Origin of the sequence: Arthrobacter sp. zg.Y820 (genome assembly GCF_030125555.1) — a bacterium.
Lineage (GTDB): Bacteria > Actinomycetota > Actinomycetes > Actinomycetales > Micrococcaceae > Arthrobacter_B.
In genome coordinates, this window is record NZ_JASKLX010000016.1 from 40,400 (window position 1) to 66,597 (window position 26,198).

The 26,198-nt window shown below is 67.1% G+C and carries 21 protein-coding genes; 11 read left to right on the forward strand and 10 right to left on the reverse strand.

The features are described from left to right. Window positions 1-60: 60 nt before the first annotated feature. Together QNN99_RS16515 and QNN99_RS16520 are read right to left on the reverse strand one after the other, a co-directional pair. Window positions 61-888 carry an aldo/keto reductase gene (locus QNN99_RS16515; protein WP_229968137.1) on the reverse strand — a complete coding sequence of 276 codons (828 nt, stop codon included), beginning with the start codon at window positions 886-888 and terminating at the stop codon, window positions 61-63. A 99-nt stretch (window positions 889-987) separates the two neighbouring features. Further along, a complete protein-coding gene (locus tag QNN99_RS16520) occupies window positions 988-2,112 on the reverse strand; it encodes a VIT1/CCC1 transporter family protein (protein ID WP_229968139.1) in 1,125 nt (374 codons plus the stop codon). 286 nt (window positions 2,113-2,398) lie between these two features. On the opposite strand from QNN99_RS16520, the gene QNN99_RS16525 reads away from it, so the two are divergent. Both QNN99_RS16525 and QNN99_RS16530 read left to right on the forward strand, forming a co-directional pair. Beyond that, window positions 2,399-4,234, forward strand: a complete 1,836-nt coding sequence (locus tag QNN99_RS16525) for a long-chain-fatty-acid--CoA ligase (protein ID WP_442860547.1) — start codon at window positions 2,399-2,401, stop codon at window positions 4,232-4,234. 50 nt (window positions 4,235-4,284) lie between these two features. Beyond that, window positions 4,285-5,439 carry an AI-2E family transporter gene (locus tag QNN99_RS16530; protein ID WP_229968141.1) on the forward strand — a complete coding sequence of 385 codons (1,155 nt, stop codon included), beginning with the start codon at window positions 4,285-4,287 and terminating at the stop codon, window positions 5,437-5,439. 90 nt (window positions 5,440-5,529) lie between these two features. Here the strand turns inward: QNN99_RS16530 and QNN99_RS16535 are convergent, their stop codons facing one another. Next, window positions 5,530-7,110: a sodium:solute symporter family protein gene (locus QNN99_RS16535; RefSeq protein WP_229968143.1), complete on the reverse strand. Its 1,581-nt coding sequence runs from the start codon at window positions 7,108-7,110 to the stop codon at window positions 5,530-5,532. Between the two features lie 197 nt (window positions 7,111-7,307). Between QNN99_RS16535 and QNN99_RS16540 the strand changes: the two genes are divergently transcribed. Further along, the gene (locus QNN99_RS16540; RefSeq protein ID WP_229968145.1) at window positions 7,308-7,883 is read left to right on the forward strand and encodes a helix-turn-helix domain-containing protein; all 576 of its coding nucleotides are present in this window, start codon (window positions 7,308-7,310) and stop codon (window positions 7,881-7,883) included. Between the two features lie 28 nt (window positions 7,884-7,911). Here the strand turns inward: QNN99_RS16540 and QNN99_RS16545 are convergent, their stop codons facing one another. After that, window positions 7,912-9,597: an FAD-dependent monooxygenase gene (locus tag QNN99_RS16545; protein ID WP_229968147.1), complete on the reverse strand. Its 1,686-nt coding sequence runs from the start codon at window positions 9,595-9,597 to the stop codon at window positions 7,912-7,914. Between the two features lie 165 nt (window positions 9,598-9,762). Between QNN99_RS16545 and speB the strand changes: the two genes are divergently transcribed. The 4 genes from speB to QNN99_RS16565 all read left to right on the forward strand — a co-directional run bounded on the left by speB (window position 9,763) and on the right by QNN99_RS16565 (window position 15,650). Next, window positions 9,763-10,731 (forward strand): agmatinase, encoded by a 969-nt coding sequence (gene speB / locus QNN99_RS16550; protein ID WP_229968149.1) that lies wholly within the window; start codon window positions 9,763-9,765, stop codon window positions 10,729-10,731. A gap of 53 nt (window positions 10,732-10,784) precedes the next feature. Further along, the gene (locus QNN99_RS16555; RefSeq protein WP_442860548.1) at window positions 10,785-12,494 is read left to right on the forward strand and encodes a thiamine pyrophosphate-binding protein; all 1,710 of its coding nucleotides are present in this window, start codon (window positions 10,785-10,787) and stop codon (window positions 12,492-12,494) included. Between the two features lie 882 nt (window positions 12,495-13,376). Beyond that, window positions 13,377-13,871 carry a MarR family winged helix-turn-helix transcriptional regulator gene (locus QNN99_RS16560; protein WP_229968151.1) on the forward strand — a complete coding sequence of 165 codons (495 nt, stop codon included), beginning with the start codon at window positions 13,377-13,379 and terminating at the stop codon, window positions 13,869-13,871. Further along, window positions 13,872-15,650, forward strand: coding sequence for an MDR family MFS transporter (locus QNN99_RS16565; RefSeq protein ID WP_331461797.1), 1,779 nt, complete (start codon window positions 13,872-13,874; stop codon window positions 15,648-15,650). A 67-nt stretch (window positions 15,651-15,717) separates the two neighbouring features. Here the strand turns inward: QNN99_RS16565 and QNN99_RS16570 are convergent, their stop codons facing one another. The 3 genes from QNN99_RS16570 to QNN99_RS16580 form a co-directional block, all read right to left on the reverse strand. Further along, entirely contained in the window at window positions 15,718-16,968 is a 1,251-nt protein-coding gene (locus QNN99_RS16570; RefSeq protein ID WP_229968153.1) for an FAD-dependent oxidoreductase, read from the reverse strand. Further along, window positions 16,965-17,726 carry a class I SAM-dependent methyltransferase gene (locus tag QNN99_RS16575; protein WP_442860545.1) on the reverse strand — a complete coding sequence of 254 codons (762 nt, stop codon included), beginning with the start codon at window positions 17,724-17,726 and terminating at the stop codon, window positions 16,965-16,967. The genes QNN99_RS16570 and QNN99_RS16575 overlap by 4 nt, the downstream gene beginning before the upstream one ends. A gap of 104 nt (window positions 17,727-17,830) precedes the next feature. After that, window positions 17,831-19,066 (reverse strand): type III polyketide synthase, encoded by a 1,236-nt coding sequence (locus QNN99_RS16580; RefSeq protein ID WP_229968155.1) that lies wholly within the window; start codon window positions 19,064-19,066, stop codon window positions 17,831-17,833. Window positions 19,067-19,229: 163 nt separating this feature from the next. On the opposite strand from QNN99_RS16580, the gene QNN99_RS16585 reads away from it, so the two are divergent. Together QNN99_RS16585 and mmsB are read left to right on the forward strand one after the other, a co-directional pair. After that, a complete protein-coding gene (locus tag QNN99_RS16585) occupies window positions 19,230-20,669 on the forward strand; it encodes an MFS transporter (RefSeq protein WP_269439255.1) in 1,440 nt (479 codons plus the stop codon). Between the two features lie 148 nt (window positions 20,670-20,817). Beyond that, window positions 20,818-21,753 carry a 3-hydroxyisobutyrate dehydrogenase gene (gene mmsB, locus QNN99_RS16590; RefSeq protein ID WP_229968157.1) on the forward strand — a complete coding sequence of 312 codons (936 nt, stop codon included), beginning with the start codon at window positions 20,818-20,820 and terminating at the stop codon, window positions 21,751-21,753. 39 nt (window positions 21,754-21,792) lie between these two features. Here mmsB and QNN99_RS16595 read toward each other — a convergent pair whose 3' ends face one another. Further along, complete coding sequence (locus QNN99_RS16595; RefSeq protein ID WP_229968158.1) at window positions 21,793-22,593, reverse strand: cytochrome c oxidase assembly protein; 801 nt, start codon at window positions 22,591-22,593, stop codon at window positions 21,793-21,795. Window positions 22,594-22,595: 2 nt separating this feature from the next. Next, window positions 22,596-23,072, reverse strand: coding sequence for a DUF2243 domain-containing protein (locus tag QNN99_RS16600; RefSeq protein ID WP_229968160.1), 477 nt, complete (start codon window positions 23,070-23,072; stop codon window positions 22,596-22,598). Window positions 23,073-23,160: 88 nt separating this feature from the next. On the opposite strand from QNN99_RS16600, the gene QNN99_RS16605 reads away from it, so the two are divergent. After that, window positions 23,161-23,457, forward strand: a complete 297-nt coding sequence (locus QNN99_RS16605) for a DUF503 domain-containing protein (RefSeq protein ID WP_229968162.1) — start codon at window positions 23,161-23,163, stop codon at window positions 23,455-23,457. Between the two features lie 20 nt (window positions 23,458-23,477). Here QNN99_RS16605 and QNN99_RS16610 read toward each other — a convergent pair whose 3' ends face one another. Beyond that, window positions 23,478-24,167 (reverse strand): DUF998 domain-containing protein, encoded by a 690-nt coding sequence (locus tag QNN99_RS16610; protein ID WP_229968164.1) that lies wholly within the window; start codon window positions 24,165-24,167, stop codon window positions 23,478-23,480. 249 nt (window positions 24,168-24,416) lie between these two features. On the opposite strand from QNN99_RS16610, the gene QNN99_RS16615 reads away from it, so the two are divergent. Beyond that, window positions 24,417-26,186 carry a 3-ketosteroid-delta-1-dehydrogenase gene (locus QNN99_RS16615; RefSeq protein ID WP_229968172.1) on the forward strand — a complete coding sequence of 590 codons (1,770 nt, stop codon included), beginning with the start codon at window positions 24,417-24,419 and terminating at the stop codon, window positions 26,184-26,186. Window positions 26,187-26,198 lie beyond the last annotated feature (12 nt).

Here is a 26,198-nt window from a genome sequence, read left to right on the forward strand (position 1 = left end):
AGTCGGAGAAGCGGTGATACCGAGGCGTTGTGCCTGTGGACAAGTTGGGGGTGTCGGCGGCTAGTGGCCGAAAACATCCGAATCAGAGATGGGGCCGCCGGTTTCCAGCCCGTCGAGGGACGACATGTCTTCCGCCTCGAGGGTGAAGCCGACGATGTCCAGGTTCTCCGCCATCCGTTGCGGATTGGCTGACTTGGGAATGGTGACGATGCCGGACTGAAGGTCCCAGCGCAGGACAATCTGGGCCGGGGTCTTGCCGTATTTGCCGGCCAAGGCCGTGATCAGCGGATCGTTCAGCAGCTCTCCGCCCTTGCCCAGCGGACTCCACGCCTCGGTCACGATGCCGAGGCCGGCATGGGCCTCCCTGACGTCACGGCGCGGATGGTACGGATCGAGCTGGACCTGGTTCACCTCCGGAACCAGGCCGGCGTCGGCCAGCTGCTGAAGGTGCGCGGGCTTGAAATTGGACACCCCGATGGCGCGCACCAGGCCGTCGTCCTGCACGGCCCGCATACCGCGGAAGGCCTCGACATAGCGGTTCTGCCCCGGATTGGGCCAGTGGATCAGCAGCAGGTCCACGTAGTCGGTGCCGAGCCGCTGCAGGGCGGCGTCAGCGGCCCGGCGCACACCGTCGAAGCTGTGCCATTCCTTGTTGAACTTGGTGGTGATGAAGGCTTCGCCGCGGTCCAGACCGCTGCGGCGCAGCCCCTCGCCGACACCTCTTTCATTGCGGTAGTTCTCAGCGGTGTCGAAGTGGCGGTAGCCCAGGCCGATGGCGGTCTCGACGGCGCTGGCGGCTTCGCCGTCGTCCAGCGGCCAGGTGCCCAGTCCGATCTGCGGAATCTGGGCACCGCTGGGCAGTGGCAGGACAGGAGAAAGGATGCTCATGGAAAGTCCTCACAGAAGGTGTCGTGAACTCCGCATCGTTCTCCAAGGAGCCCGCCGACGCAACCCCGCCAACGCAACCCCGCCGACGCAACCGAAGGGCTACGCCACGCCGGTGCCGAACAGCAGGCCCAGCAGATACGTGGCTCCGGCCGCGCCGAGCCCGATCGCCAGCTGCCGCAGGCCGCGCTTCAGCGGCGAGGCGCCGGAGAGCAGGCCTACGACGGCGCCGGTCATGAGCAGCGCCAGCCCCACCAGCACGCAGGAAATGATGACGGCAGCCAGCCCGGTGAAGCCGAAAATGTACGGCAGGACCGGGATGATGGCGCCGGAGGCGAAGAAGCAGAAGCTGGACACCGCAGCACCGAGTCCGGTGCCCACGCTTTCGTGTTCATCGGCGCCGTCCACTGTGGCTTCCGGATTCAGGGACAGGCTGGGGTCGCAGTCGCAGCTGTACAGTCCCATGCGTTCGGCGGCCCGGTGTTCGGCCGCCTCGCGGGACATGCCGCGTGCCCGGTAGACCAGCACCAGTTCATTGGCGTCGATGTCCAGGGATTTTGCCGCCGCCAGTGTGATCTGGGTGGGCCGGGACGCTTCCAGCAGCTCCCGCTGGGACCGCACTGATACGTATTCCCCGGCACCCATGGACAGGGCGCCGGCCAGCAAACCGGCCAGGCCGCTGAACAGGATGAACCCGCTGGACACTCCGGTGGCGCCGATGCCCATGACCAGCGCGAGGTTGGACACCAGGCCGTCGTTCGCGCCGAAAACCGCTGCCCGGAAGTTGCCGGAGAGCCGGGTCCGGCCGCGGGTTGCGAGTCCGCGCACCACTTCTTCATGGATCTGCTCATCGGCGGCCATGGCACTGGTGGCGTTCGGATCCTGCGCGTAGGGGGAGCGTCCTTCGGCGCGCTGCGCCAGGGCGAGGACGAACACCGAGCCGAAACGGCGGGCCAGGACTCCGAGCATCCGGTTGCGCAGGGATGCCTTGGCCGGGCGGTTGGCATCCTCGCCCAGCAGGTCGCGCCAGTGGGCTTCATGGCGTCCTTCTGCTTCTGCCAGGGCGAGGAGGATGTCGCGCTCTTCACCGTCGCGGCGTTCGGCAAGGTACCGGTAGGTGTCGGCCTCCGCGCGTTCGTCGGCAAGATACTGCCGCCAGCGCTTTAGGTCGGACGACGACGGCGGTTCCGGTTGTTCGGACCGTGCGTCTGCAGGTTGGGTGTTCACGATGCTCCTGGTGGGGACCGGAGCGGTTTTGGGGCTCCGGTCAGCTGTTGGCGAAACTGACCGAAGGTCTCGCTCGCCCCCTGCACTGCGCACAGCGGGTGGAATGCCGGGCCGCACGGCGGCCAGTATGTCGACAGACCTCGGCCGCATCCGCAGAACAAGTGCGCGCCGTCAGCGTTCACTAATATGGATCTGCGGGAGGGCCGGAGCTACTCCCCTTCGAGCCAACAGTCTAGCGGAGATCAATGTGAAACCTGAGAAAGGCAGCATGCAGCCAGCAGGAGGTATGTTCGGTGCCGGACCCGGCGGGACGCGGCAGGAAGCACTCCGTCCAGCGGCTAAAGTCGAGGACGTGAGTACACATGCCTCCTCAGTCCCGGCCGAGCAGATGCGTCCCTGGACGCGTCACTACGGTGACGGTGTTCCCGCCGATCTGCGCCTTCCCGACGGTTCCCTGGTGGACATGGTGGAGCAATCCATCCGCAAATTCGGGTCCAAACCGGCGCTTCAGTTCTTCGGTGCCGTCACCAGTTATCAAGCCCTTGGCGAACAGATCCGCTGCGCCGCCGCCGGCCTGAAGAAACTCGGCGTGGACAGAGGCGACCGCGTGGCCCTGGTGCTGCCGAACTGCCCGCAGCACATCGTGGCGTTCTATGCCGTCCTGCGGCTGGGCGCCGTCGTCGTCGAGCACAACCCGCTGTACACCGACCGGGAGCTGCGCCACCAGTTCGAGGACCACGGCGCCACAGTGGCCGTGGTGTGGGACAAGGTAGCGGACCGCCTGCAGTCGCTGCCGGGCGACATCCCGCTGCGCAGCATCATCTCCGTGAACCTCGTCGACAGCATGCCGCTGGCCAACCGCCTCGCCCTGAAGCTGCCCGTGCCCGCCGTCCGCAAGCTCCGTGCCACCCTGACCGTCGCCAAGGCTCCGCGCAGCGGCACCCGAACCGTCGTTCCCTGGAAGAAGCTGCTCGATCACCGGCCGCTGCGCCGCCGGCATCCCCGGCCGGAGGCCTCGGACCTGGCGGTCATCCAGTACACCAGCGGCACCACGGGTTCCCCCAAGGGGGTCATGCTCAGCCACGGCAACCTGATGGCCAATGCTGCCCAGGGACGCGCGTGGGTGCCGGGACTGCGCCCGGGCAAGGAGACGTTCTACGCGGTGCTGCCCATGTTCCATGCGTACGGGCTGACGCTGTGCCTGACCTTCGCGATGAGCCTTGGCGCGCGTTTGGTGCTGTTTCCCAAATTCGATGTGGACCTGGTGCTCAAAGCCGTGAAGAAGACGCCGCCCACGTTCCTGCCCGCGGTGCCGCCGATCTATGAGCGCCTGGCAGCCGAGGCAAAGGAGCGCGGTATCTCCCTGAAGGGTGTGCGCTTTGCGATCTCCGGTGCCATGAACCTGCCGGTGGAGACCGTGGAGGCCTGGGAGGAAGCCACCGGCGGTTATCTGATCGAGGGCTACGGGCTTACCGAAACCTCTCCGGTGGCGCTCGGCAATCCCATGGGCCCCACCCGCAAGCCCGGAACCGTCGGCGTGCCGTTTCCGCTGACTGACATCCGGGTGGTGGATCCGGAGAATCCGTACCTTGACCGCCCGCAGGGTGAACAGGGCGAACTCCTGATCCGCGGCCCCCAGGTGTTCCAGGGGTACTGGAACAAGCCGGCCGAAACCGAGGCCGTACTGCTCGACGGCGGCTGGTTCCGCACCGGCGACATCGTGTCCGTGGACGATGATCACTTCGTCACGATCCGGGACCGCATCAAGGAGCTGATCATCACCGGCGGCTTCAACGTGTCGCCCACCGAGGTCGAGGAGGCGCTCAAGCGGCACGAAAGCGTGACGGACGCCGCCGTCGTCGGCATTGGCAAGGAGGGCGGGGGCGAGGACGTGGTGGCCGCCGTGGTCCTGAAGAAGGACTCCCACTTCAACCCGGAGGACCTCCGCCACTACGTCCGCAGCGAGCTGGCGGCCTACAAGGTGCCGCGCCGGATCGTGCAGATCCAGGACCTGCCGCGCTCGCTGATCGGCAAGGTGATGCGCCGGCACGTCCGCGACCACATCACCGGGCCCGGAACCGTCACGGGCAGCACCGAGGTCCCTCCCGAGAGCAAGTCATAACCCGCTCCGCCATACTCATCAACCGCTCCGCCAACAGGAAGACCAGGCACATGCCCAGAACACCGTTACCCGAACAGCGTCAGGCCGCCGATTCCCCGCAGCGGTACTGGAGCGGCGCCCTGGGCCATGCCGGGCAGCGTTCGGCTCAGATCCTGCTGGTGCTGATCCTGGCGGGCGTGACGATCTACGGGTTGATGCAGGTCACCCTGGTGGTCATTCCGGTGCTGCTGGCCCTGATTCTGGCAGCGGCCATCTCACCGTTCGTGAATTGGCTGCGCCGCAAGGGCTGGCCCAGCGCACTGGCCACCGGCGTCTCCTTCCTGCTGCTGCTGGCAGCGTTCGGCGGCCTGGTCACCGGCATCGTTTTTGCCATCCGCAGCGAGTGGAGCTCGCTGGTGGACCAAGCGGTCAACGGCTTCAATGAGCTGTACACGCTCATCCAGGACGGGCCGATTCCGGTGGACAACTCCACCATCGAGAACGCCCGCGATGCAGCGATTGGCTTCGCGACCAGCTCCACGGCCGGCAGCGGCGCACTGGCCGGCATCGGAGCGGCGACGAACTTCGTGACCGGTTTCCTCCTGATGGCAGTGGTGCTCTTCTACTTCCTCAAGGACGGCGACAAGATCTGGGCGTTCTTCCTGCGCTGGTTCCACGGCGAAAAGCAGGAGAAGGCCCGCCTGTCCGGCGCCCGCGCCATGGAGGTGCTGGGCGGTTACGTGCGCGGAACCGCCATTGTGGCAGCGGTGGATTCGATCTGCATCGGTGCCGCCCTGTTCATTTTGCAGGTGCCGTTGGCGCTGCCGCTGTCAGTGATCGTGTTTGTCGGTTCGTTCATTCCGCTGGTCGGCGCGACGGCGGCCGGAGTGCTGGCTGCCCTGATCGCCCTGGTCGCCAACGGCCCCCTGGTGGCCCTGATCGTGGTGATCGTGATCATCGCCGTCAACCAGCTCGAAGGCAACTTCCTGCAGCCGGTGGTGATGGGCCGGACGCTGAGCATCCATGCGCTGGTGATCCTGCTGGCACTGACCGCCGGAACCATCCTGGCCGGCATCATCGGTGCCATCCTCTCCGTTCCGATTGCCGCGGTGTCCTGGGCGATTATCAAGGTGTGGACCGGAGAGGACGACGGCGACCCCGACGACGTCGCCGAACTTCCGGAACCCGAGGATTCCGAGTCCGCTGACGTCGCCAAAAACGACTGACGGCACAGAGAAGGACTGGCGTCGCCGAAGGACTGACGTTGCAGAAAAAACTAGGGCCCTAGCCGAAAACGGACTAGGGCCCTAGCTGTCTTAACGCTCCTGGCCGGCCGGGATTGATGCGGCCGGACCTGCCGGCGTGGGTTCAGCCGGACCGGATTCAGCCGGGATCCCGCGGCCGGCGACCCGGTCCTCCCAGGCCCGCATGACGCCGGCGTCGGTACGCGCGGTGAGCAGCGAGCCGGCAATGTACGCCGCGGCGGAGGCCAGCAGCCCGAAGTAGATGGGCTCATTGGCGTAGATTCCGTCGTACTGCTGCTCGGCGGTGATCTCCAGGAAGGCCATGGTCCCCAGGGTCACCGCGGTGCCGGCGGCCATGGAGAGCGCGGCGCCGAATCCGGTTCCCCGCTTCCAGACCAGTCCGCCGAGGATGCTGACGAGCAGCCCGCCCACCAGGATGTCGTAGGAGATCGTCAGGGCCGCCACCACGTCCTGGACCGCTATCGCCAAGCCGATGGCCACCAGGCCCAGCCCCAGGACCCAGGCGCGGTTCTGCGCCACGGAGTGCTCGGGGTTCTCCGCGGTCTCCGGGCCGGCAGCGGCCTGCTGCGTGCCGGAACCGGCAGTGTTGCGCCCCTTGAACCAGCCGGCCACGAAGGGCACGACGTCGGCCCGGGCCACTGTGGCGGCGGCGATCAGCGCGCCGGACGCCGTGGACATCATGGCGGCCACTGCCGCGGCGAGGACCAGGCCGCCGAGTCCCACGGGAAGAATGCTGATGGCCACGTCGGCGTACACGTCATCCTTGGAAGCGACGGCGGGCAGGACCACGCTTGCGGCCATGCCGATCACTGCGCCGGCCACGCCGTACAGGATGCAGTAGATGCCGGCCGCGGTGCCGCCCCAGCGGGCAATCAGCGGGGTTCGTGCCGTGAAGACGCGCTGCCAGATGTCCTGCCCGATCAGCAGTCCGAGGGTGTAGACCACGAAGTACGTGATGATGCTCTGCGCCCCGATGCCGGTGAGGCTGAAGAACTCGGCGTCGACCCGGTCCCGAATGCCGTCCCAGCCGCCGGCGGCGTTGATGGTGAACGGCAGCATGAGGGCAAAAACGCCCACCGTCTTGATCACGAACTGGACCATGTCCGCCAGGGTGATGGACCACATTCCGCCGATGGTCGAGTAGACCAGGACCACGGCGCCGCCGACTGCGATCGAGACCCAGCGCTCCCAGCCGAAGAGGACCACGAAGATGGTCGCGTAGGCGCCGGTCGACGTCGCGCACAGCATCAGCGTGTAGGCGAGCATCACGATCGAGGACGCCTGGGTGGAGCGGGTTCCGTAGCGCAGCGTGAGCATCTGCGAAACGGTGTAGATCTTCAGTTTCTGCAGTGTGGATGCGAAGAGCACGCTCAGGAGCAGGACGCCCGCTCCGATGGCCACCACCAGCCACATGCCTGAAATGCCGTAGGTGTATCCAAGTCCCACACCGCCGACGGTGGACGCGCCGCCCAGCACCACAGCGGCCATGGTGCCGGTGTAGAAAAGGGGACCCAGCCTGCGGCCGGCCACCAGATAGTCGCTGACATTCTTGGTTCGGGATTTGCCCCACCAGCCGAAGGCCAGCATGCCAACGAGGTAAGCCACCACGATGGCGGTATTGAGGTGTTCCATGAGATTCCTGCCGTACGCCGGGCTTGAGAGTATGCTCCCAAGTAAACATTTGTTGTCCCGTAGGCTAATTCAGTGAAGGTCCGCCGTCAATGATGACTGCCGCCGCTGCCGGCGGTTTGGCCGCTCTCGATATGCTCTGAAAAGATACCCCGCGACTTCGCGGCGGGAAAGCCGCATATGAGAGGACGATTTTTGTCATGAAGGCCTTGCCCGTAGAGCCCTCGAATGCGCCGGTGGCCATCGGCCCGAGGATCCGCCTCGCGCGGCAGGCGCGCCGGATGACCATCGAGCAGGTAGCCGTGGCAACCGGCCTCACCAAGGGCTTCCTGAGCCGGGTGGAGCGGGATCTAACCTCGCCGTCGGTGGCTTCCCTGCTGACGCTGTGCCAGGTGCTGTCCATCTCCATCGGAGACCTCTTCACTGCCCCGGCCACCGAACTGACGCGGTGGAATGATGCCCCGTCGGTGAATCTGGGCGGAACGGGAATTACCGAGCGGCTGGTGACTCCGCGGACAGAACGCCGGGTGCAGGTGATCCGCGCCGTCATTGCGCCGCGCGGCTCCGGCGAGACGGACCTCTACTCGGTGGACTGCGACGTCGAAGTGCTCCATGTGGCCCGGGGCCGCTTCGTCCTGGTGTTCGCCGGTGAGTCGATGGAACTCTCCGAAGGCGACACGGTGACGTTTCCCGGCCAGGAGCCCCACTCGTGGAGCAATCCCACCGATGACGAGGCCGTGGTCCTGTGGACGCTGGTCAGCCCGGCGGCCAGCTGAGCCGCCGGGACCAGATGAGCAGAAGCGGCTAGGCCGGCTGGTGGACGGACGTCGGAGTGGTGATCCGGTTGAGGTAGTCCACGGCTCCGGTGATGTCGATCCCCTTGGAGCGGAAGCCAATGTGGCCGTCCGGGCGGACCACCAGCAGCTCGGGACGCCGGACGCTCAGTCCCAGGCGCGCGAAGGCCAGTCCGCTGATGTCCTGGATTTCGTTGGGGCTGTCGGCTGCCAGCCGGCTGCCGACGTTCAGGCGCTGGACGCTCAGCCACGGTGACAGGCGGCCCAGGGCGTTGTGCAGCCGAAGCTGCGTGTCGGCCGGCCAGCCCCGGCCGCACAGGAGGATGTGGAAGCCCGGGGTCGCGAGGATTTCGTGCAGGCGCATTTCCCGGCCGTTGTCCCGGACCACGGCGTCGGGCAGCCGGTCTCCGGCCTTCGGCCCGGCGGTGATGAAGGCCGGCAGGCGGGCATCGCCGGTATCCACCATGTCGCTGCCGCGGTACTGGGTGTCCAGCTGGGAAACCGTGCGGAACAGCCGGGCGCGCAGGGCCTTGGACCCGGAAGCCTTCGGTGCGAGGGCCGGCAGCAGCTTGGTGCGGGGAAGCTTCAGCAGGTTGCTGCGGCTGGAGGCAAGCCGGAAGAGCCGGTCGGTGAACTGGAGGACTCCCTGCCCCACCGGCCGCCGTTCGGCGTCGTAGCTGTCAACCAGTTCATCGGAGGCCAAGCCGCGGGCACCCAGCGCCAGTTTCCAGCCCAGGTTCAGCGCGTCCTGAATGCCGGTGTTCATGCCCTGAGCCGCCACGGGGGAGTGGACGTGCGCGGCGTCGCCGGCCAGGAACACCGAGCCGGACTGGTAGTACTCCGCGATCCGGGAGGAGAGCTTGAAGGTGCTGATCCACTCGGGATCCTTGAGCGTGACCGTGCCTCCGGTGAACTTGTCGGCGATGGCCTGCAGCGATTCGAGGGTGGCGTCGGAAGTGTCGCCGTGCTCCTTCATGCCAACCAGCCGCCAGGTGGCAGGGCTGCCCAGCGGGAACAGCAGCATGAAGCCGTCCTCGTTGATGTAGGAGTGCATCAGGCCCGGCTCGACGCCGTCGGCTTCGAGGTCGGCAAGCACGAAGTCTCCGGGGTAGCCGCTGCCGCGCCAGTCCATGCCCGCCTTGGAGCGCACGGTGCTGTTTGCGCCGTCCGCGCCGACGACGTACCGGGCGCGGACACGTTCGATGCCCCGGTCCAGGCGCTGGATCTTGGCCTCCATGCCGGCGAAGGGATCTTCAGGATCCAGCCGTGCCAGATCCTGGAATTCGACGCCGTGTTCCACCCGGACACCCCGCGCCTGCAGGTGGGAAAGCAGGGCGTGTTCGGTGTCCGCCTGGGAAAGGAAGAGCAGGTGCTGGAACTCGGAGTCTTCGCTGCCGACGTCGGCCAGATCCACCGGGATGGTCTGCTCCGGCAGGTGCAGATGCAGGCCGCGTGCCGGATGGCCGGCTGCGGCCAGGGCGGCGCTGAGGCCGAACGGCCGAAGGGCTTCCAGGGTGCGCGGCTGCAGGGCCAGCGCCCGCGAGTGGTTTGACCGGGCCAACTGGCGGTCGATGATGCGGAAACTGGTGCCGAAACTCTGCAATTGGGCCGCAAGGGCCAGTCCCGTGGGCCCCGCGCCCACGATCAGGACGTCGACGTCGAAGTTACTGTCCGCACTGTGCTGATAAGCCGCCATAGTGACAGCCTAGTCTTGACGTGAGCCCCGGTTCCACTTTAGCCTCAGGGGAAACACTTGATGCCTATTAGGCAACGCCTGCGAGGGGGTCGGTCCGCCGGCCTTTCCGGACGCGTTTGCAGGGTCCCGCCGCACAGCGGCGGAACCGGAACTGGAGAAACCACCATGCAGAACCCCCCGCGGATCACCGCCAACGGCAACCTCGGACCCATTGACGCGGCGCAGGTGCCCCGTTATGCCGGACCCGCCACCTACGCGCGGCTGCCGCGCCTGGACGAGGTGCAGCGCGCGGATGTCGCAGTGGTGGGGGTTCCCTTTGACACCGGAGTCTCGTTCCGCCCCGGCGCCCGTTTTGGCGCGAACCACGTCCGGGAAGCGTCCCGGCTGCTGCGCCCGTACAACCCGGCACTGGACACCTCGCCGTTCGAAAACCTGCAGGTGGCCGACGCCGGCGACATGGCGGTCAACCCCTTCAACATCAACGAGGCCATCGAAACCATCCAGGCCAACGCGCTGGACCTCACCGAAAAGGGCACCAAGCTGCTTACCCTGGGCGGGGACCACACCATCGCCCTGCCGCTGCTGCGTGCCGCCACCGAGCGCGCCGGATCACCCGTGGCCATGCTGCACTTTGACGCCCACCTGGATACCTGGGACAGCTACTTCGGCGCCGAGTACACCCACGGCACCCCGTTCCGGCGCGCTGTGGAGGAAGGCATCCTCGACACCGAGGCCATCTCCCACGTGGGGACCCGCGGCCCGCTCTACGGAAAGCGGGATCTGGAGGATGACCGCCGCTTCGGCTTCGGCATCGTTACGTCCTCCGACGTCTTCCGGCAGGGCGTGGACGAGGTGGTGGCGAAACTCCGCGACCGAATCGGAAACCGCCCGCTGTACATTTCCGTCGACATCGACGTCCTGGATCCGGCGCACGCGCCGGGAACCGGCACTCCGGAAGCCGGCGGCATGACCAGCCGCGAACTGCTGGAAATCCTTCGCGGCCTGCGCGGATTGAACCTGGTGGGCGCCGACGTCGTCGAGGTGGCGCCGGCCTACGACCATGCCGACATCACCGCAGTTGCGGCCTCCCATGTCGCCTACGACCTGATCACCCTGATGGGACTCTCGGAGTGAGCGCCGGAGCGGAACAGGACGCCGTGCCCGGCGCCGGAACCCCGACGGGCAGGATCCGGGACGAAGAAATCCCGAACGCTGTGCCTCCGGTTGTCGGAACGGCGGTGCGCAACGGCGGCGACTTGGTGGTCGAAACCCTCTCCGCGCTCGGCGCCACCACCGTCTTCGGCATCCCCGGCCAGCATGCGCTGGGACTCTTTGATGCCCTGTCCCGCTCCGACCTGCGATTTGTCTCCTCCCGGGTGGAGAACAACTCGGCGTTCGCCGCTGACGGCTTCTCCCGGGCCACCGGGCAGGTGGGCGTGCTGTTCCTGTCCACCGGCCCCGGCGCCCTGACCGCGCTGGCCGGTTTGCAGGAGGCCTACGCCACCGGCGTGCCGATGGTGGTGGTGGCCAGCCAGATCCCGATCGAGGGCCTCGGAGCCCGGCGCCGCGGCATGCTGCACCAGTTGGACGACCAGAAGGCCTCGGCAGCGAATGTCACTAAGAGCCAGCGGCTGATCCAGCACGCCTCCGGCATTCCCTCGGCCATTCAGGACGCCTGGACCGAGGCCATCTCCTCGCCGATGGGGCCGGTGTGGCTGGAAGTTCCCCAGAATGTCCTGCTGAACCCGGTGATGGTGCCGGCGGTCGAGGACGCCCTGGCCGAGCCTTACGACAATCCGCCCCGCACGGAACTGGTCAAGGAGGCTGTGCGCTGGCTCGCCGCCGCACAGCGGCCGGCGATCATTGCCGGCGGCGGCACCCGGCGGGGCGGGGCGGAGGCGGACCTGCTGGCGCTGGCCGAAACGCTGCGGTCACCGGTCATCTGCACTCCCGGCGGCAACGGAGCCTTCCCTTGGAACCATGAGCTGTCCCTGCAGTCCTGGATCGAAGACCGGCACACCACCGAGGTTCTCGAAGATGCCGACGTCCTCGTCGTCGTCGGCTCCTCGCTGGGTGAGGTGACCTCCAACTACTTCACGCTCCAGCCGCGGGGCCGGATTATCCAGATCGATGCCGAGCCGCGGGTGCTGGAGTCCAACCAGCCGGCGCTGGGCATCCGTGCCGACGCCGGCCAAGCACTCGCGGCCCTCAATGAAGCACTGGGTGAAGCCCTCACGGCTTCGCCCCGGTCGACTCCGGACTGGCACGAACCGGACTGGCACGGGCAGGGACCCGAGCAGCTGGTGGCGGAAACCCTGGCCAAGGTCGCCGCACGGTTGGACGCCCAGGATCTGGCCATGGAACGCCGGTTCATGGCCGACATCCGGGCCGCGGTTCCGGCCGGCATGCAGACCTTCTGGGACATGACCATCTCCGCGTATTGGGCCTGGAGCTGCTGGGACGCGAAGTCCGGCCAGTTCCATTCCGCCCAGGGCGCCGGCGGGCTGGGCTACGGCTATCCGGGGGCAATTGGCGGTGCGGTGGGTCTGGGGGAGCGGGTGCTGGCCGTCTCCGGCGACGGTTCGGCCATGTACTCCATTGCCGAACTGGCCACCGCCCGGCAGCACAACCTTCCGGTCACCTGGCTGATCGTGGACGACGGCGGTTACGGGATCCTGCGCGAGTACATGGTCGAGGCCTTCGGCAAGGCCACCGCCACGGAACTTGCCGGCCCAGACTTCGTGAAGCTGGCCGAGTCGTTCGGCGTTCCGGCACGCCGGACGGCGCCCGACGGCGTCCGGCAGGCCTTGGAGGAATCGCTCGCCGCCGAGGGGCCCAACGTCGTGGTGGTGGAAGCCACGATCGGCCTGTTTGCGCCGACACATCTGGCGGGCTGAGGCCCTGGCGGAAAAATCGTCCGTTTCGGGCAGCTTCGACCGTTTCTCGGCGCCGCCGTTCCCCCGCACTCCTTGTTTCCGGCCGGCGTTCGCTGGTTCCGAGGTTCCTCCGTGCCCTGTGCTCCGGCCGGGGTTCACTGGTCCCGGGATGGTGCGCCTTTGTTCCGGCCGGCGTTGGCGTTCGCTGGTGCCGGGATGGCGCGGCCTTGGCTGATCCTTCGTGCGGACGGCCTGAGCGCGTTGGTCGTGGTTCTGCCGCCATTCCAGGCATTTACTGCCATTTCGGGCATTTACTGCCGGTCCGCAGCGGCAGGAAATGCCCGGAACGGACGAATCTGCCCGGAACGGACGATTTTCCGGCAGTTGCGGGGCCCTAAGAACGACTTCGGGTGCTCCGAGGGTGTGTACAGAGGAGCCGAGGGGGTGCGCAGCCTCGGTGGAATTCTCTCGGGCAGATCAGGTCGTCCAACCCCCGAAATCAGCCCTTTTGAGCGCATTATCTGCACGAGAGATTTTTCTCCGGGGTCGTTAGGGGCCTTTATCTGCACGAGAGATTCGTCGAGAGCGCAGGCATGGCGGGGTTGGGGGAGGCGCGGCTCGCCCACCCACAGAGGCACCCCGGTTCCGGCCGCCTGCAGTCGCTCAGGTTCCGCCCCCCACAGAGGCGCCCAGGTTCCGGACGCCCACACAGAGGCACCCCAGGTCCCACCGCGGCACACTGAATGTGACCCCGGGACGCCTGCAGGCCTCTGGTTCCCCCGGACGATTTGCCCTGGACGATTTCCCCTGGGCGGTCGAGCAGTCGAGTAATTGGTTGACTGAGGCAAGCAACAGGTTTATTGTTGCCTAAGGCAAACAACCAATTTCCCCGACAGGTGTTTCGTGGCAGTAGACCAGCAGACCGCTGAAGAATTGATCACCCAGATATTCCGGCTGCAGCGTCAGCTGCGCTGTGTGGCGCAACGCAGCACCGATCCCCGCGGGCCGGGAACGGCGCTGCAGGCAGTGATGCGCCTTATCGGCGAACAGCCGGAGATCCGGGCCACGGAACTGGCCGAAAAGCTGGGCATCGGCGCCGCCGGCCTGAGCCGGCACATCTCCGAACTCGTGGAGATGGGATACGTGTGCCGGCGGCCGCATCCTGATGACCGACGGGCCTACCTCATCAGCCTGACCCCGGTCGGAACCCAAGTCGTTTCGGAAGAAATGCGCCGCCGCTCGGCACTGCTGCAGCAAATGCTTGAGGACTGGACGGATGAGGAAGCCGTCTCCGCCAGCGGTTCCCTCACCAAGCTCACGGAAACACTGCATACATCGATCCGCGCAATGAAGCCGGGTACCCACCAGATGCCTATCCCGGCAGGAGAACAGAACTAAGTGACAGAGTCGCAGAGAACACCCACCGCCACGACCCCCGGCCAGCCCAGCCCCCCCGGCCAGAACAGCAAGCCCCGAAGGAACGGCAAGCCGGCCCGCAAACAGCAGGTGCCCGGCAAGATGAGCCACCGGCAGATCCTGCAGGCGCTGACCGGACTGCTGGCCGCGCTTTTCACCGCCATGCTGAGCGCCACCATCGTGGCCAACGCGCTGCCGACCATCATGGCGGACCTGCACGGCACGCAGACAGACTTCGCCTGGGTGGTGACCGCCGCACTGCTGGCCAATGCCGTCTCCACTCCCATCTGGGGCAAGCTCGCTGACCTGTTCAGCAAGAAGCTCCTGGTCCAGCTGAGCATCATCATCTTCGTGATCGGCTCCGTCGTGGCCGGCTTTGCCGACAACATGCCCGTCCTGCTCACTGCGCGGGTGATCCAGGGCATCGGCATGGGTGGCCTGACCGCCCTGGTGCAGGCCGTCATCGGCTCGATCATTCCGCCGCGGGAACGGGGCAGATACTCCGGCTACATGGGTGCGGTCATGGCCGTGGCCACCGCGGGCGGTCCGCTGCTGGGCGGCTTCATCGTGGACAGCCCGCTGGGCTGGCGCTGGACGTTCTTCCTCTGCGTGCCCCTGGCCGTGATCGCACTGTTCCTGCTGCAGGTCACTCTTCGCCTGCCGCACACCCGGCGCAAGGTCGGCATCGACTGGCTCGGCTCGATCCTGCTCACCGCCGGCGTCTCGCTGCTGCTGATCTGGGTATCGTTCGCCGGCAAGGCCGGCTACTACGAGTGGATGTCCTGGCAGACCGCCGCCATGGTCGGCACCAGCATCATCTTGCTGGCACTGCTGGTGTTCGTGGAATCCAAGGTCCGCGAACCCATCATTCCGCTGAAGATCATCCGCGAACGCACCACCGCCCTGGCCATCGTGGCCTCGGTCTCCGTCGGCATCGCGATGTTCGGCTCCACCACCTTCCTGGGCCAGTATTTCCAGATTGCCCGCGGATTCAGCCCCACGGAGGCCGGCCTGCTGATGCTGCCCATGATTGCGGGCAACCTGATGGGGTCGGTGGGCTCCGGACAGCTCATCAGCCGCTTTGGCAAGTGGAAGCGGTTCCTGATTGCCGGCACCATCATGGTCATGGCCGGCACCGGACTGGCCGGAACCCTGGACCATGAAACGGACATGCTCCTGGTCAGCCTCTACATTTTCGTCCTCGGCCTGGGCATGGGCCTGCTCATGCAGAACCTCGTGCTGGCCGTTCAGAACACGGTCAAGGTCTCGGAAGTGGGCTCGGCGAGTGCCTCCATTGCCTTCTTCCGCACCGTCGGCGGCGCCGTGGGCGTCTCCGTCCTGGGCGCCGTGATGTCCAGTTCGGTCACCAGCCGGGCCGCTGACGGCATGCGCGCCGCCAACATCCCGGTGACCGAGGGCGGAACCGGCGACTCACTCGACATCGCCGGCCTGCCCGACGCCGTCCAAGGCATCTTCCGTGCCGCCTACGGCGACGCCACGGCCACGATCTTCCAGATCGCCGCCGTCATTTCCGTGGTGGCGCTGATCGCCGTGCTCTGCATCAAGGAACAGGTGCTGCGCCGCACGCTGGACATCCAGCCGACCGGAAAGATGCCGGTGGAGCCGGGCCTGGCCGGAGGATCCGAGATGATGCACTCCGGCGCCATGTCGACCGTTCCGGCTGCGGGGACTTCCTCCTCCGGACCCGACGACGACGGCGGGCGGACTTCCGGAATGGCCTCGTCCGGGCGAGGCAAATAAACAGGCGAGGCAAATAACAGCACAATGTTCGAGCCCGGTCCCCGTCCAGGGGCCGGGCTCGAGCCGTTTACTGCATGGTGAACCGGCGGGCCACCAGGTTGCCGGCGGCGGGCAGCCGGAAGATCCGGGACAGCCCGGCATTGCGGACCGCCAGCAGCGGCGGAGCCAACGGGCGGCCCAGCACCATGTTCAACTCGGCCTGCAGCGAGGCGACGACCGCAGCCCGGCGGCGGTTCCGCCCGAAGGCCGCCAGCGCCGCACCGACGTCGTCTCCGCGCAGCGAGGCGGCGATGATCGGAGCGAGGGCGGCGGCATCGAGCCAGCCAAGGTTCATGCCCTGTCCGCCGATCGGGCTGACCTCATGGGCTGCGTCGCCAATGAGCACCGTGCGCCCGCGCACCAGTTCCCGGGCCAGCCCGGTCCGCACCGAAAAGGCGCTGAGCATGGTGTTCGACAGCGGATCGGGACGCACCCCGGTCCGCGCGGCGATCAGGTCCGAGAGGTCCCCGGCCGTGGCTCCGGCCAGCAGCGTGTCAGTATGGGCGACCCAGCGCCGGACGGCACCGGGCAGCGGGAACGACTCCACGATGCCCCCGGATTCCAGATACAGCACACCCACTCCGCCGTCGCCGGTGGTATCGGCGAAGTCGCCCATCAGGTAGGTGTCCGGCAGTTCCCGGGTCCGGCACGGCGTGCCCAGCAGCCGGCGCACGCCGGACCGGGCGCCGTCGGCGGCGACAACGATCCGGGCCGAGACTTGCCACGCTTCCGGACCGGCGCCCGGCCCCGGACCGGCGCCCGGCCCCGGGCCGCCGCCCGGCCCCGGACCGCCCATCCCCGCACCGCCGGCGGAGCCGTGCAGGACAACCCGGCGCCCGTCGTCGTGCAGGTTCTCCACTTTCGCCCCGCGCACCAGGGCCTGCGGATCCAACTCCCGCAGCCTTGCCTCCAGAATTGCCTCGGTGCGCAGCTGCGGCAGGGTCAGGACATAGGGGAACCGGGCGGAGGCCGCGGAAAAGTCCAGGGCGGCCACGGAACGTCCGCCGCTTCGGGCCTCGCCCCGGCGGATCTGCACCCCCTCGCCGGTCATCGTTCCGGCCACCCCGGCGGCCGCCAGCGCCTCAAGCGCCGGTGGATGGATGCCAATGGCCCGCGAATGCGCCGACCGGTCGCTGCGCTGCTCCAGCACCTGGACGCTCACTCCGGCTTGGGCCAGCAGCACCGCCAGGAAAACTCCCACCGGTCCGCCGCCCACCACCGCCACCTCGGTAACCGGACGGGGCACGACGACGGCGGACGGCAGCGGCAGCACCGTCACGGCTTGTTCCCGGACGGCATATGCAGCAGCAGGTTCTGCCAGGGCCGGTGCCGCAGGCAGCGCCAGCCGGGAGGCGCCGCGGCCGCCAGTTCGGCCGCCGTGTAGCTGCGCCGGATCGAGGTGAGCCCGTCCTGCCGGATGAAGCTGCCCGGAAAAAAGGGCAGGGTGCCCGCCGAAAACAGGGCATAACCCCACCGGCTGCGTTCGATGTCGCTGTGCAGGCTCAGCCCGGTGCCAAGTGCCTCCGAATCAGCGAGCAGGGCCGGGAACTGCTCGTCGGTGAGGTGATGCAGGACGTGGTTGGAGATCACGACGTCGTAGCTGCGGCCCTCCGCTACGAGTTCGGAGCTGAACGCGCGGCGGAAGCTGAGACCGGGCATCGCCGGCTGCGACGAGGCGAAGGCATGGGCACGGGAATCGGGATCGATCCCGGTAATTTCCAGCCGCAGGCCGTCGCGGCGGGCCCAGCGGGCAAGCATCCGCGGAACGTCGCCGCCGCCGGAGCCGATGTCCAACAGCGAGTTGGTGCGGCCGGCCGCGAACTGCGGGCGGAGATACCGGACATAGTTGCGCCGCCACCCGGACACCACGGAATTGATGAGCCAGAACTGGGCATAGGTCCGCTGCAGCTTCACCGGGTTGCAGTCGGGCCGGTCCATTTCCTCCACGGCGTCCGGGGTGCGTTCCGTCAGGGTTCGCAGACCCGGCGGAGTGAGCCGCCGCGCCAGGGGCCCCTGCACCAGAGAGTCCCGGCCCAAGAATCCCGGCGCTGGCGAGCCCTGAGCCGATGAGCCTGGCACCCGCCCCGGGAAGGCGCGGTTCACCCCTCGGCCGGGCCCGCTCATCCCTCCGCCGGGGCCGCTCACACGACCGCCGGGGCCGGCACCGCTGCCGGCTCCGGTGCCGCCGCGGCTGCCTGCACCAGCGTATTTTCCTGTTCTGCGGCGGTTGTCGGCGCGGGGTTTACCGGTCCGCCGATGCGCGTGAAGAGTCCGGTTTCAACAGTCAGCCCGGGGCCAAACGCCATGGAGCAGATGCGTTCGTTGCCGCCGTTGAAAGGCTGGTCCATGATGTGCTTGAGCACGAACATCACCGTCGCACTGGACATGTTGCCCCAGTTGCGCAGGGTCTCGCGGGCGGGAACCAGCTGCGCCTCCGTCAGGTCGAGCTTGGCCTCCACCTTGTCCAAGATGCTGCGGCCACCGGGATGAATGGCCCAGTGCTCAATGTCGCGGTACGCCAGTCCGGAAACTGCAGGATCGCGGGACAGCAGGGGCTCCAGGGCACCGACAATGTGGTCGTCGATAATGTGCGGCACATAGGTGCCCAGCACCATCTCGAAACCCTCGTCCCCGATATTCCAGGCCATCGACTCCTCGCCCACCGGAGTCAGGACGGTTTCGAAGTGGTCGAGCTGGATCCCCGGCGCGTTTCCGGGCAGGTCGCGGGCGGTGATGACCGCTGCCGCGGAGCCGTCGGCGAACAGGGAGGAACCCATGATGGTGTCCGGATCATTGGACGTGCGGACGTGCAGGGAGCACAGCTCGGCGGTGACCACCAGAACGACTGCCTCGGGGTCCGCCTCGCAGAAGGACTTCGCTGCCCGCATGGCGGGAAACGCCGCATAGCAGCCCATGAAACCAAGGTGGAAACGCTGCACGGACGGATTCAGGCCCAGCGCGCGGACAACTTTGTAATCCGGCCCGGGGTTGAAGAATCCGGTGCAGGAGACGGTGATGACGTGCGTGATGTCTTCGGGACCGATGCCTTCACAGGCTTCAACGGCCTTGCGGGCCGATTCGATGAAAAGTTTAGTGGCCTCGGCGGCAAAAATATCATTGCGGGTTTTAGTGCTGGGACTGAGCATGTTGCCGGACGCGGAATCAAAGAAAAGCGGATTATCGGACCGGTAGGACAGCGACAGCTCGGCGAGGGCCGTTCGCCGGGTGTCGATGGCAGCGGAATTGAAGCAGGTGGTCACCAGCCTTTGCCCCAGCCGGGTGAGGCCGGGTTGGGCGGCGAACACATCACGGGCTTCGGTCTGTACCAACACAGTGGGCGGGACTGCTAGTTCCAGTGATCTGAGGGTAACCGTCATGCTCCATTCTTAGGGGATTGTTTGGCAGGACACAATGGCGGGGTCTGCTGGAAACTGGGCATTGAGCGGACTCCGGTATGCCGCCATACTCTTATCACCATCAGCTGCCCTGAAAGCCAGGATGCGATGTGCAATGTCAACGGAGACATCGGAGGAGCATCCCATGAGTAGTGAAATTCCCCGGCCAGGCGGAACCCAGGCACACGGCGGCAGGCAGCCGGCGCCCGAGGGGCTGAAGAAGGTCGTCGCGGCTTCCATGGCCGGCACCGTAGTGGAATGGTATGAGTTCTTCCTCTACGCGGCCGCCTCGACACTGGTGTTCGCCAAGCTGTTCTTTCCCAATGCCAACACCGAGCTGGATGGCATCATCGCCGCCTTTGTGACCTACGCCGTAGGCTTCGTGGCCCGGCCCATCGGCGGCATCGTGTTCGGTCATTTCGGCGACAAGCTGGGACGCAAAAAGCTGCTGCAGCTCAGCATCATCCTGGTGGGCGTATCGACCTTCCTGATGGGCTGCCTGCCCGGATTCAACGAGCTCGGCTACTGGGCTCCCGCACTGCTGGTGCTGCTGCGGTTCATCCAGGGCTTTGCCGTCGGCGGGGAATGGGGCGGCGCCGTCCTGCTGGTGGCAGAGCACAGCCCCAACAAATCACGCGGCTTCTGGTCCAGCTGGCCCCAGTCCGCAGTGCCCATGGGCAACCTGCTCGCCACCGGCGTGCTGTTCGTCCTGTCCTCCACCCTGTCCGAAGCCGCGTTCCTGGGCTGGGGCTGGCGGGTGGCGTTCTGGCTCTCGGCGGTGATCGTGCTGGTCGGGTACTACATCAGGACCAAGGTCAGCGATGCGCCGATCTTCCTCGAAGCGCAGAAGGAAGTGGAGGAGGAGGCCAAGGGCTACGGGGTGGTCGAAGTTTTCAAGCGGTACCCGCGCGGTGTCTTCACCGCCATGGGCCTGCGGTTTGCCGAGAACATTTTGTACTACTTGGTCGTGACGTTCTCCATCACCTACCTCAGGCTCGTCGTCGGGGTGGACACCTCACGGATCCTGCTGCTGCTGCTCGTGGCGCACCTCATCCACTTCTGTGCCGTACCGCTTGTGGGATTGATGTCGGACCGGCTGGGACGGCGCCCGGTCTACTTTGCCGGCGCGGTGCTGGGTGCCACGTGGGGCTTTTTCGCCTTTCCCATGATGGACACCGCCAATGACCTGGTCATTCTGGCGGCGGTGACGATCGGCCTGCTGTTCCACGCCCTGATGTACGCGGGACAGCCGGCCATCATGGCGGAGATGTTCCCCACCCGCATGCGGTATTCCGGCGTCTCGCTCGGTTATCAGGTGACCTCGATTGTCGCCGGATCCCTGGCGCCGATCATCGCCACCGCGTTGCTGGAGCGGTACGGCTCCTCCACGCCGGTGGCCATCTACCTGCTCTGCGCCTGCGCAGTGACTGCCGTCGCCGTACTCGTGCTCCGCGAAACGAACGGCATTTCGCTGCAGGACGTGGACGCTGCCGACGCGCAGGGGACGGCTGACCTGCTCGCTGCATCCAAGAGCGCCGAAGCCAAGAGCCCCAAAACCAGGAGCACCAAAACCAAGACAGAGTAACGACAGCGACCGGCCGGTCGCTGTCTTCGCCGCGACCGGCACGGCGTTTTTCCTGAACGCACTCTTCCCTTGAACGTGCTGCGGCGGAGTGACATTCTAATTGCGACCTGCAGCACGCAGGCGCCGACTAAGCAAGGGAGCTTCGATCATGGCTGCAGTGGGATGGATTGGTCTGGGAAACATGGGCGGCTACATGTCGGCCAACCTGGTCAAGGCTGGACATGCCGTCCGCGGCTACGACGTCAGCCCGGCAGCGGTGGCTGCTGCCCGGGATCACGGTGTGGAGCCCGTGGACAGCATCGCCGATGCCGTGGCCGGTGCCGACGTCGTCTTCACCATGCTGCCCAAGGGCGATCATGCCCGGGCCGTGTATCTGGGGGAGCAGGGGGTCTTGGCGCTCGCTGACACCCGCACGCTGCTGGTGGACTCGTCGACCATCGACATTGAGTCAGCACAGGCGCTGCACGACGCCGCCGCTGCCGCCGGCTTCCGCTTTGTGGATGCGCCGGTCTCGGGCGGCATCAGCGGAGCCGAAGCCGCAACCCTGACCTTCATGGTGGGCGGCGCGGCTGACGCGGTGCAGGACGCAGCCGGGTACATCGAGCCCATGGCGGGCAACATCATCCCCACCGGCGGAGCCACCACCGGCCAAGCCGCGAAAATCTGCAACAACCTGATGCTGTTCATCAACCTTGCCGGCGCCGCCGAGGGCGCGGTCCTCGCCGACCGCCTCGGCCTGGACAAGCAGGTGTTCTGGGACATTGCCTCGGTCTCCTCCGGCGACAGCTGGGCCCTGCGCACCTGGTACCCCATTCCCGGCGTAGTGGCATCCGCCGCCTCCAACAACGACTTCGCCCCCACCTTCACCGCCGAGCTGGCCAACAAGGACATCAACTTGGCAATCGCTGCCGCCCGAGACACCGGAACCCCGCTGGAAATCGGCGAACACGTGCAACAGCTCTTCCAGCGGCTGGTGGATGCCGGCCAGTCCTCCCGGGACTGCTCCATGATCGTCCAGCTGGTGGACGGTACCCTGGCCGCCGGCACGGCACCCGCACCTGACGCGACGGCTACCCGCATCTGACGCCAGGCAAGCCGGTGCCGTCTGGCGCCCGGCCAGTATTTAGCGGGCTCGCTGATCGGACCCGGGATCGGCCCAGGGAGCGACAGGTTTGCCCGGCCGGGCCGAGACGTACCACTGCCGGCACAGCAGGATCACCAGGGCCAGTTCCACTAGGCCGCCGCCGTAATAGAGGACCAAGGCGCCGGCTTCGCCAGCCGCCTGCGGCACGCCGGGCGGCGGATCGGCGTACAGGGACTTGGCCAGGACGTTGTGGGCGGCAGCCGACGCAACGAGTACCGCCGCCCGGAGCCTGATGCCGCCGCGGTGCGGCATCGGGTCACGGCCCACCAGCGCGGCCGTATAGAGGTAGCCGGCCGCGGCCAGATGGAACGTGACGAGCCAGTGAACGGGCTGCGAATCCTGCATGGCAGCAAAGATGCCGGTGCGGAACATCAGCACCATCCCGCCCACATTGAGGACGGCCGCCGTGACCGGAAAGGTGAGGAACCGCAGCGGACGGCTGCGCAGCAGGCCGGCAAGCCGCCGGGCCGGCACCACATCCAGGGTTCTCAGCGCCAGCGTCACCGGACGGGAGAGCACCAGCAGCAGCGGGCCCAGCATGCCGGCCAGGAGGTGCGCTCCGCCCAGGACCGCAAAATCCTGGTGGCTCCGGGTCGCCAGGGGATCAAGCACGGTGGCCAGAACCGCGCCGACGCCGGCCGTGAACAGGAGTGCCCGGTGCAGCGGCCATCCCCGTGACCTGGCGGAAAGCGCTCCGGCCCAGTAGGCAGCGGCGGCCGCGACGGCTGGAATCAGGAACAGCAGTTCGGTGCTGAAGCCGCCGTGCCCGTGGCCCTGCATGGTCAGCCCCCGGCCGGTGCTGCCACAGCGTGCCGGGTCCGGTAGAGCAGGACCGCCCCGATCAGGATCATCAGTGCGGCACTGGCATTCCAGAGCACGTCATAGGGCAGCAGGGGAACGTCGTAGCGGATCTGGTGCAGGCCCATGAGCTTGTGCTGGACGGTTCCGTCGTACAACTGGAATGCGCCGGCACCCAGCAGGACGGCCCCCGTCCAGCGGGCGGGCAGCAGAATGGCCCGGCGGCGGAGATCGGCAAAGAGGAAGAGCCCGGCCACCACTGCAAACCACCCGAAGGCGTGGAACAGGCCGTCGGAGAAGAGCCCGACGGCGGTGGTGGACTTGTCGTAGAAGTGGTGCCACTGCAGGAGCTGATGAAAGATGACCTCATCCACGAAGGCGGCAATTCCGATGCCCACCAAGACTCCGGAGAGGACGTTGCGGCGGCGCGGACGGACAGGGGCTCTGCTGGACGTGCTCATACAGCGAATTTAGCAGTTTCGCCGCGGCCGGTGCCCGGTGCCCAGTGCCCGGCTGGCGCGGCAGGCGGTGGTGCACCACGATGGGCCCATGTGGATGGGAGTTCTTGAATTCGACCTGCTGCTGGGAGACGTGCACTCGCTCAAGGGCAAACGCTCAGTCATTCGTCCGATCATGGCCGAGGTGCGGCGCAAGTACGACGTGTCAGTGGCGGAAACCGGACAGCTGGACCTGCACCGGCGGGCCGAGATCGGCATCGGCCTGGTCTCGTCCTCCGCTGCGCACATCACTGAGGTGCTTGACGCCGTCGAACGGCTGGTGGCCTCCCGGCCGGACACGGAGCTGCTCAGTGCCCGCCGCCGGGTGTTCAATACCGACGACGAGTAGGTGTCAGCCACTGCCGCAGGTCAGGACCGGGCGGATACTGCGCCGGTTTCCACCCTGGCTGCACCCTGCCGGATGCCAAGAAGCAGGCAGCCGACGGCCACGCCCCAGAGCGTCAGCGAATCAAAGGCAAGCCGTTCCGCTGTGCCGAGGCCCAATCCCGGCGTCTGCCCGCCGCCGAGGCCGTTGATGAAGACCATGAACCCCGCAATCGACACCAGTGTGCCGAGGGCGGTGGCGACGGCGATTTTCCGGTACCGGGCCTCGCCGCGGACGGCGAAAACAAGAACGATCATTCCGGCCCACTGGAACAAGGCCTGCAGCAGGGCGGCGACGTCATGTTCCTCGGGCTGCAGATTCCAGGGGAGCAGGCCGACACATGCCACCAGCACTCCGCCGGCCGCCAGGAGGCCCATTGCCCAATGTCCCGGCCGGCGCTTGGGCAAAGCGGACCAGAGGAGGAGGGACCCGGCGGTAATGAGCAGCCCGTTGGCAACCGTGGACGCGTTCGCCAGCAGATGCCACGGCGAGCAGATCATCCGCTCGACGTCGGTACCGGGATCGAAGATTCCGCAGGAGGTAACCCCGAGGTCGCTGATGAGGTTCGAGGACCAGGAGTACGCCTGCGGCCATTGGAGGGCCGCGATGATCTGTGCCGGAAACGTCAGGGCGCACAGAATCCAGCACAGGGCACCCCACCTGATTTTTGTCATGCGCCGAGCCTACAAGTGCGGCGCGCATCGCCCGGAAGTGTGTCGGTAGGAAGCGTGTCAGCCGGAGCCGGTGGCGGCTCCACGAGGGAGGGCGCCGCATCCGGTCAACACTCGGGTGCCGGCGAACACAGATTCTAGAACTGTGTTTCATGTCATATTCGCGCTAGGGTGCACAAACGGCAAGAAATGACTGCGGCCGCCGGTCCAAGGCAGGCCGCGCACCATATTGAGCACAATGAGGAGATTTCAATGGCGAAACCCGTACCGGCCCGGCGGCACACTGCCCAGGACACCACCGTCGACCTGCTGGTCATCGGCTCGGGAACCGGCATGGCCGCGGCCATCGCCGCCGCGGAGCTGGGGTCCTCCGTCCTGATCGTGGAAAAGACCGGATTCGTGGGCGGCTCGACCGCACGGTCCGGCGGCGCTTTCTGGATTCCGAACAATCCCGTCCTGCAGGAATCAGGCGCCGTTGACACCCCCGAGCGGGCGACTGCGTATGTCGACGCCGTTGTGGGCGGAACCTCATCGCGGGAGCGGTGGCAGACCTTCCTGGACAACGGAACCGCCACCCTGGAAATGCTGCGGCGGGCCACCCCCATGACCTTTCTCTGGGACAAGGAATACTCCGACTACCATCCGGAGGAATCCGGCGGATCGGCGATGGGCCGCAGCTGTGAGTGCCGCCCCTTTGATGCCAACACCCTCGGCGAGGAGCGGGCGCGGCTGCGCGGCGGAACCATGGAATCCTCCCTGCCCATGCCCATCACGGGCAAGGACTACCGGTGGCTGAACCTGATGTCCAAGGTGCCGCTCAAGGGGCTGCCCACCGCCGTCACCCGCCTGGTGCAGGGCTACGCGGGCCGCGCCCGCGGCCGGGACTACGTGGCCGGAGGCCAGGCGCTCGCTGCCGGTTTGTTCGCCGGGGTGCTGCGCGCGGGCGTTCCGGTGTGGACCGAAACCTCGCTGGTGCGGCTGACGACCGAGGACGGCCGGGTGATCGGCGCCGTCCTGCAGCAGGACGGCCGGGAGGTCACAGTCCACGCCCGGCAGGGTGTGGTGCTGGCAGCCGGCGGGTTCGACCACGACATGGCGATGCGTCATCAGCACCAGTCTCCGGCCTTGGAGGCCTGGAGCTTTGGTGCCGAAGGAAACACCGGCGACGCGATCAAGGCAGCCGTGGACATTGGTGCCGGCACTGACCTGATGGACCAGTCCTGGTGGTTCCCCGCCGTCGCGCCGGTGCCGGGCGGGAAACCCTCGGTCATGCTGGCGGAGCGTTCGCTGCCGGGATCCTTTATTGTCGACGGCGGCGGGGAGCGGTTTGTCAACGAGGCCCAGGACTACATGTCCTTCGGCCAGCGGGTCCTCAAGCGCGAGCGCGAGGGCAATCCGGTCGGCGCCATGTGGATGGTGTTCGACCAGGAATACCGCAACAGCTACATCCTGGCCGGGGGCCTGTTTCCGCGGATGCCGCTGCCGGAGAAGTGGTACGAGGCAGGAATCGCCGCAAAGGCGGACAGCCTGGGCGAACTGGCGCGGAGCATCGGCGTGCCGGCAGAAACCTTCACCGCCACTGCGGCGCGCTTCAACGAACTGGCAGGCGCCGGTGTCGATGAGGACTTCCACCGCGGCTCGAGTGCCTACGACCGGTACTACGGGGACCCCACGGTGAAGCCCAACCCGAATCTGCGGCCGCTCGGCGGCAAGACGTTCTACGCCATCAAGGTTGTCCTCAGCGACCTGGGCACGTGCGGCGGCGTCACCGCCGATGCGCGGGGGCGTGTGCTGGCTGAGGACGGATCGGCCATCGACGGCCTCTACGCCATCGGCAACACGGCAGCCAACGTGTTCGGCAAGAGTTATCCCGGTGCCGGCGCCACTATTGGCCAGGGCTTGGTCTACGGCTACGTCGTTGCGCACGACGCCGCGGAGCAGGCGAAGTCCCGCCCGGCGGCAACCGGGGCGGATGCCTCAGCCGCTCCGGAGTCCGGCCAGGAGCCTGCCGGAGTCTCCTAGCCCTCAAACCGC

Bases quoted from the DNA above. Each gene is read 5' to 3' on its own strand.
- QNN99_RS16515 (WP_229968137.1), bottom strand. From the start codon at position 888: ATGAGCATCCTTTCTCCTGTCCTGCCACTGCCCAGCGGTGCCCAGATT.
- QNN99_RS16525 (WP_442860547.1), top strand. From the start codon at position 2,399: ATGTTCGGTGCCGGACCCGGCGGGACGCGGCAGGAAGCACTCCGTCCA.
- QNN99_RS16530 (WP_229968141.1), top strand. From the start codon at position 4,285: ATGCCCAGAACACCGTTACCCGAACAGCGTCAGGCCGCCGATTCCCCG.
- QNN99_RS16535 (WP_229968143.1), bottom strand. From the start codon at position 7,110: ATGGAACACCTCAATACCGCCATCGTGGTGGCTTACCTCGTTGGCATG.
- QNN99_RS16540 (WP_229968145.1), top strand. From the start codon at position 7,308: ATGAAGGCCTTGCCCGTAGAGCCCTCGAATGCGCCGGTGGCCATCGGC.
- QNN99_RS16545 (WP_229968147.1), bottom strand. From the start codon at position 9,597: ATGGCGGCTTATCAGCACAGTGCGGACAGTAACTTCGACGTCGACGTC.
- speB (WP_229968149.1), top strand. From the start codon at position 9,763: ATGCAGAACCCCCCGCGGATCACCGCCAACGGCAACCTCGGACCCATT.
- QNN99_RS16580 (WP_229968155.1), bottom strand. From the start codon at position 19,066: ATGACGGTTACCCTCAGATCACTGGAACTAGCAGTCCCGCCCACTGTG.
- QNN99_RS16585 (WP_269439255.1), top strand. From the start codon at position 19,230: ATGAGTAGTGAAATTCCCCGGCCAGGCGGAACCCAGGCACACGGCGGC.
- mmsB (WP_229968157.1), top strand. From the start codon at position 20,818: ATGGCTGCAGTGGGATGGATTGGTCTGGGAAACATGGGCGGCTACATG.
- QNN99_RS16595 (WP_229968158.1), bottom strand. From the start codon at position 22,593: ATGCAGGGCCACGGGCACGGCGGCTTCAGCACCGAACTGCTGTTCCTG.
- QNN99_RS16600 (WP_229968160.1), bottom strand. From the start codon at position 23,072: ATGAGCACGTCCAGCAGAGCCCCTGTCCGTCCGCGCCGCCGCAACGTC.
- QNN99_RS16605 (WP_229968162.1), top strand. From the start codon at position 23,161: ATGTGGATGGGAGTTCTTGAATTCGACCTGCTGCTGGGAGACGTGCAC.
- QNN99_RS16610 (WP_229968164.1), bottom strand. From the start codon at position 24,167: ATGACAAAAATCAGGTGGGGTGCCCTGTGCTGGATTCTGTGCGCCCTG.
- QNN99_RS16615 (WP_229968172.1), top strand. From the start codon at position 24,417: ATGGCGAAACCCGTACCGGCCCGGCGGCACACTGCCCAGGACACCACC.